Source organism: Edaphobacter aggregans DSM 19364 (genome assembly GCF_000745965.1).
Taxonomy (GTDB): domain Bacteria; phylum Acidobacteriota; class Terriglobia; order Terriglobales; family Acidobacteriaceae; genus Edaphobacter; species Edaphobacter aggregans.
The window spans coordinates 23,117-29,309 of record NZ_JQKI01000071.1 but is presented as its reverse complement, the minus strand read 5'-3'; the positions used below and the strand labels follow the sequence as shown (position 1 = coordinate 29,309).

Genomic DNA, 6,193 nt, shown 5'->3' with positions numbered 1-6,193 from the left:
GCTATGGGTTGATCTCCGGCATGGCTGGCTGCCTGCGCGATGAACGGCACGCTGGGAAGGTCGATCATTCGTTGCGAGATCTGTTTGCGCAGCGCGTGTTCTCGATTGCCTGCGGCTATCCCGATGCCAACGACTCGGCCCGTCTCGGGGCCGATCCCATTCACAACATGCTGCTGGACCGTGATCCGGTTAGGGGAGTTGATCTGGCCTCGCAGCCTACGCTGTCGCGCTTTGAAAACTCTGTCGGACCCAGGCAACTCTATCGTCTGGGCGAGGCGTTGGCGAGCAGCGTGATCGGGCGTCATGCCCAGCGGTTGCAAACCGTGCCGCTTGAATTGCTTCTCCCTGAGTGCGCGTAGACCCACCGAACTTGCTTTGAGGTGACGGAACGACATCGGCCATATCAGTTGCAAAGCGGTCCGGCCATCGCAGTCCAGGTTCGAGCTGCGATGGCTGTACTTGCCTCAAGGTCATCTCACTTGTGGAATGAGATGAGTACTCAGTACGGCAGCCTTTTGTCTCCGGCCTTTGCCTTGAGGGTCTGCAACAAGACATTGTCACGCGCCGCTACAATGTCGGTGGCCGTGTGTACCTTGAGAATCTCATTGATTCCAGCTTCGGCCTTCTCAGCCATCTGCGGAGTTACGTGCTCGATGCGACCGAGATCTGCCCACCAACCTTCCATCGCTGGACCGAGATGCTCGAGGAGATGTTTGATTCCCGCGTCTCCACCGCCCAGATTCGCGTTCATGAACTGGCCGAGGATGGCCCATCGCAGCCCAGGACCGTGCGCCATAGCGATGTCGATGTCGGCCAGGCTGGCCGCATCTTGATCCAGCAGATAGAGCACCTCACGGAACACCGCGGCCTGAATGCGGTTCGCGATATGACCTTTCATTTCCTTCTTCATGCGAATCGGCTTCTTGCCGATCTGTGCATAGAATTTGACCGCACGTGTAACGTTCTCCGCCGAAGTTAGCTTGCCTCCGACGACCTCGACCAGCGGAACGACGTGTGGTGGGTTGAAGGGATGCCCAAGCAGGATACGCTCCGGGTTGGTCGCCTCAGTTTGGAAATTCGAAACAGGAATGCCCGAAGAACTACTCGCAATGATGACATCGGGGCCAACAGCGTCAGAGATGTCTTTGAAGAGCTTGAGTTTGAGATCTACCCGCTCTGGACCGTTTTCCTGGACAAAGTCTACGCCTCTCAGAGACTCCTTCAGATCGGTGGAAAAGGTCAGGTCGTTCTTATCGGCTCCTGGCTCAAGGCCCATCTCCTCCAACAGAGGCCATGCGCTATCGATATACGCGCGCAACTTCTCCTCGGCGCCGGTCACGGGATCGGTTGCGCGCACCGCAAATCCTTTCGCGAGATAGTAAGCCGCCCAGCTCATCCCGATCAGCCCACAACCCACGATACCGACTGTTCTTACATTGAGATCATTTTTCATATTCTCCTCGATTGGACGTTCAATACGCGTGCTTCATCCGGATTCCCATCCCGGCTCGAAGGTCGCGGTTTAGAAGACCAGGAAGACGAGCCTCGCCGCTTACGCAACGTAGGCAATTCCAGTTAGGATCCCTAACTTTGCAATCGTGGTGAAGTGTGCTTTGGCTTTGAGCGGGGCAACGCGCACTTCTCCACCGAGTTCTGTCGTGAACGCACGCTGATTAGCGTGATCGATGGCAAGTCCAATACCTTCCTGCAGTCCTGTGGCGAGTACCTCGTGGTTTTCCAGTTGCCTGGTACCGATACGGGCACGGTTTAGCGAGTTGCCGCCATCGAGATTGCCCCGGTCAGTCCAGTAGAGAAGGTTGTTTTTGGTGTCGAGTTCGAGATCGATCGGCTCAGGCAAGTGATCGATCAGTAGTTCGATATCCGTGCGGTTCTCGGGCTGCTGATCCGCTGGAAGTTCAAGCCCGGCTCGGAAGATGCGCCCCTTGCCACCATCCGGAGGACCCTTTTGTGTCCAGTAGATATGGCGGTTGACTGGATCAACGGCAATGCCAACGCAGTGACGCATAACGTCCTGCGAATCGGCAGGAAACACACCGTTGCGAACGAGAACAGTCACGTTCGAACCGTCGAGGTTCGAGCGCATGATACGCATGCCCTCGCGATCACACCAATACAAGAATCCCGCGCCGAAGTCGGCGGCTACCTGCTTGGGCGTCACCGTGAGACCATGACCGACCAACATGCGCCGATTAGCACCGTTCAGCCCGATGCACTCGATCGAACCGTCAGCCTGAAAGAATTCGCCTTCACGCGGACCGATCGCCGGTCCCATGTTTGTCCAGTACAACGTCTTGGTCCTCTTGTCGATAACGATTCCGTCGAGGTTGTCGAGCAGATTTCCAAGCAGGGTGCGGCGATTGCCACCATCGGGATCCATCTCGATGATTTCGCCGCCTGGTCGGTACTGGAGAATGTAGAGTTTTCCGGAATCCATGGTGTCCTCTCTTCTTTGGAGTGAAATCAACGCCCCATCAACTTAGCCAGCCCCGTCGCCACTAATTCAACAGGGTGAACGGATACTTGTATTCGCCCGGCATCCTTGACATCTCGATCATTTTCCACGCGGGTATGGCACCCATGTACGGGGGCTCCTCATTTCTCCCATAGCGGCGACCATCACCTAAGCGAGCTGTTGTCAAAACCGAACTGTGCTGAGATAACTGGCAGTCCGACGCAGCGGAGTGGGTTGGGGATTGTGGAGGGGTGATGGAATGCAAATATCCGAATCAACTCAGCCACTCAGGTTTGTTCGATCCTCGCGGAACGATCACTGTCCGATACGATCCAGGAGACTTGGACAGGTAGACCTGCTCGTCGAGCCCCTGGTACGTGCCGAGCGGCGTCTCTGCAGTGAACAGATCCGGGGCGACATTTGTATACTCTTCAGCGGAGCCGGCCGTCGTACGAGCGTAGGCCTTGTCGAAGATGCCGAGCGAGAGCTGCCAGAGCACAGTGCGAGTGAGGGAGACAACAACCTTGTAGCTTCCTCCCTCCACCGCTCGCCTGCGCAGCGCTGCGAGAACGCCCACAGTCCCGAGCCAACCCACAACGTTGTCGCAGATGGGTACAATAGGCGGCTGCTTCGGACTGCTAAGAGACCCTTCGAGGGCGAAGACGCCCGACACCGTTGCACCAATCTCATCAAACCCCGGTCGGTTCGACCATGGTCCCTTTTCTCCGTGAAGGACGACGGTGACGTGGATCAGTCCGGGCTTTTTTGCACATAACTCTTCCGCATCCAGGCCGTGGGATTTCAAATAGCCAGGGCGCTTGTTTGCGAAGAAGATGTCAGCATCTTTGAGTAAGAAGTCGAACTTGGCACGATCTTCCTTAGAGGAGTCCAGAATGGTAGAGCGCATCCCAACCTGAACGTCCCAGAAAAAGCCCTCTACTTCGGTGTCGTTGGGCCTCCAGATATTCAGGACGTCGGCACCATAGAAGGCCAAGTCTCGCCCAATTGCCGCGCCGGCAATCACATGACCCATTCCGAAGGCTCGAATTCCGTCGAGTGGAGATTTGGCGTCTGGCTTGAAAGGAATGGGCTCGCTTTCGCCGATCTTCTCGACGGATATTAACGGCATCTTTGCGAGCACTTCGGTGTACTGCAACTCCTCGCGCAACTCTTCAAACGTACGAACTTTGGCAAGGACTAGTCCCTCTTCGGCAGCAGCCGCCTCCAGGTCATCTGCACGCCACTGCAGAATGGAATTCTGGAGCGCTTCGAGGCTGTCGGTGCATCGGAAGAAGTTGAGTGCACGCCGATGCAGCTCAGGGTAGATGTTTAGTGTCACGACATGCCGACCATCGCGCGTTTCACGGAAGAGTGGAAACTTAAAGAAGGGATTATTTTCGAAGGAACCCATTGCAGGAGAGCGCCCGTTCACGGTCTCCCATATCCCCTCGAAGAAGCCGGCGAAGCGTCGAAAGGCTTTGCGAACGTCGACATGAACGTCCTGGCCCTGTCCAGTTCGGTCCCTCCACACCGCAGCGGCCGCAATGGTTTTGGCAGCAAGGCCTATGCCTGCCATCGTTGCAAACCGGATCCGGCTGGGAACAATGGGATCTTGGCCATAGAAAGTTAGTTGCCCACCGCAGTCCGCGGCTGACATTCCAACGTCTGCCAAGACTTGATTCACTCCTTCATGGAAATCGAAATCTGAGGAGGTGGAGGGATTGTTTAGCTTGTCGACGATAGTCCCAGTTAAATGATCTGGAGCTTGAGTTTCTTCCTTAGCCGCATATACAGATTTCATACGTAGACTCCAGGGTCGGCTCTTCGACTGAGTCATAGTAGTAACCGTGAGTGATCCGAGTAAATTACATGTTCCTTGTAGTGCCTAGCGTAGGTTCTTTTCTCCCGTGTCAGCTCGTGTTCACTGTAGTGGTTACGAGTAAAATGTTGGTCCTGTGAGGAAAACACACCAACGAGCGCGGTCCTTTGTTCCCGTCGGAGGTTGCGACCGCTCAGCGCGCGACGCCAGCCCTTTTCAAGACCGCTCTCATTGTTCGTCGGTGGTGTTCTGACACGAACTCCCTCGAGAAGATTCTGAGCACGTAGGCAGTAGCGGGTAACAGAACTGAGTGTGAAAGGTCCATTCACCTGCGGCGTCTCTCGCAGAGCGACCGCCTGAGCCACAAGGGATGGGCTCCCTGCCACAAAGCGACCGAGAACTACCAGCAGGAATATTGTTTCCTGCCAATCAAAAGCACGTTCACTTCTACATTCCCGGCCTGGCTGTCATTTGTTCCAACTCCCACCGAGAGCCCTGATCAGAGCAACGGTTGCCACCAGGCGCTGCCCCTGTACCTGTGTCGAGATCTCTTGATTCGAGAGCAGCGTCTGTTGCGCGAAGACAACGTCCAGATAGCTGACCAGCCCGGTGTTGTAACGGTTGTTTGCGATCTCTTCGGCACGTTTGGCATCGGCGACGGCGTTGTTCTCCGCGTCGAACTGGCGGGAGAGATAGTGGAGCGCGGCGAGTTGGTCTTCAACGTCCTGATAGGCAGTCAGGACGGTCTTCTCGTACTGGCCGACAGATTCACGATACGACGCCTGTGCCTGATCGACATTCGCTTTGAGGCGTCCTCCGGTAAAGATTGGTGCGACAGCAGACGCGGCCATCGAGGCGATGCTGTTCTGCCAGTTGAGAATCGATGCGGGATTCGTACTCTCGTACCCTGCAAATCCGGTCAGTGAGATCTGTGGCAGGTAAGCTGCCCTTGCAACGCCAATCTGGGCGCTTGCGGCGGCGGCTGAGCGCTCCGCGGAGGCGATGTCTGGACGGCGGCCGAGAAGATCGGCGGGCACTCCGGCCGGAATGACGGGCGGCCGAGGGAGCGTAATCGCCTCGACGATAACGAAACCTGCCACCGGACGACCAAGAAGAACCGCTATGGCGTGCTCCGACTGAGAGCGCTGAATGTGAAGAGCCTCCACACGCGCGCGTGTTTGGTCAAGGATCGTCTGTGCCTGTCTGACTGCGAGTTCGCTGATGAGTCCGCGGCGAAACTGATTATTCGTGATCTCATAGCCGCGTTCGAGATCGACAAGGGTGGTCTGCACGATATTGATGTCCGCGTCAGCCTCGCGCAGAGTGTAATAGTCGGTAGCCACCGACGCAGCCACAGAGAGTCGGACGAAGCGCAGGTCGGCTTCGGTAGCCTGCTGAGAGGCTGTGGCCGACTGCACCATACGGCGAATGCGTCCCCAGGCATCGATCTCGTAACTGAGACTGAGAGGGAGCTGGAAATCGTTGTACGTGGCAGCATGACCATAGGTGTTGCCATTGTTGGGCCGCTGCTGCGCCTCACGATTGCGTGAGACTGAAGCGCCTGCCGTAACCGTGGGAAGCTGCGCGGAGTGAACAGAGCGCCGGACAGCGTCGGCCTGGTCAACGTGGGCGACGGCAATCTGGATGTCTGGATTGGCGGCGATAGCCTGCTTTTCCAGTTCATCCAGCGTGGCATCGTTGAAAACCTTCCACCAGGTTTCTCCTGCAGGAACGGCTATGGTCGACGCGGGGGCAGGCTCCTTATAGGAGGGTGGTGCGGGCACGGCGGGAGCATGGTAGTTCGGTCCAACCATGCAGCCGCTGAGCGATACGCACAACAGCCCGGCAGAGATGAGTCGTGGAGCAGCGAATGCGAGACGTTCTGAGGAGTGTTTCATGGC

5 protein-coding genes are annotated in these 6,193 nt (G+C 56.8%); 1 reads left to right on the top strand and 4 read right to left on the bottom strand.

Annotation, left to right across the window (positions count from 1 at the left end; translation table 11 throughout):
• A partial coding sequence (locus tag Q363_RS21640) for a transposase (protein WP_211256283.1) occupies window positions 1–359 on the top strand: 359 nt, incomplete at its 5' end.
• Window positions 360–499: 140 nt separating this feature from the next.
• Here the strand turns inward: Q363_RS21640 and Q363_RS21635 are convergent.
• The 4 genes from Q363_RS21635 to Q363_RS21620 all read right to left on the bottom strand — a co-directional run bounded on the left by Q363_RS21635 (window position 500) and on the right by Q363_RS21620 (window position 6,190).
• Window positions 500–1,453, bottom strand: a complete 954-nt coding sequence (locus Q363_RS21635) for a 3-hydroxyacyl-CoA dehydrogenase NAD-binding domain-containing protein (RefSeq protein WP_035354656.1) — start codon at window positions 1,451–1,453, stop codon at window positions 500–502.
• A gap of 99 nt (window positions 1,454–1,552) precedes the next feature.
• The gene (locus Q363_RS21630) at window positions 1,553–2,485 is read right to left on the bottom strand and encodes a hypothetical protein (protein ID WP_035354655.1); all 933 of its coding nucleotides are present in this window, start codon (window positions 2,483–2,485) and stop codon (window positions 1,553–1,555) included.
• 262 nt (window positions 2,486–2,747) lie between these two features.
• Window positions 2,748–4,049: a CoA transferase gene (locus Q363_RS21625; RefSeq protein WP_211256282.1), complete on the bottom strand. Its 1,302-nt coding sequence runs from the start codon at window positions 4,047–4,049 to the stop codon at window positions 2,748–2,750.
• Window positions 4,050–4,759: 710 nt separating this feature from the next.
• A complete protein-coding gene (locus Q363_RS21620; protein WP_064742698.1) occupies window positions 4,760–6,190 on the bottom strand; it encodes an efflux transporter outer membrane subunit in 1,431 nt (476 codons plus the stop codon).
• Between the last annotated feature and the right edge of the window lie 3 nt (window positions 6,191–6,193).

Coding starts and splice junctions, on each gene's coding strand:
- Q363_RS21635 (WP_035354656.1), bottom strand. CDS start 1,453: ATGAAAAATGATCTCAATGTAAGAACAGTCGGTATCGTGGGTTGTGGG.
- Q363_RS21625 (WP_211256282.1), bottom strand. CDS start 4,049: ATGGCAGGCATAGGCCTTGCTGCCAAAACCATTGCGGCCGCTGCGGTG.
- Q363_RS21620 (WP_064742698.1), bottom strand. CDS start 6,190: ATGAAACACTCCTCAGAACGTCTCGCATTCGCTGCTCCACGACTCATC.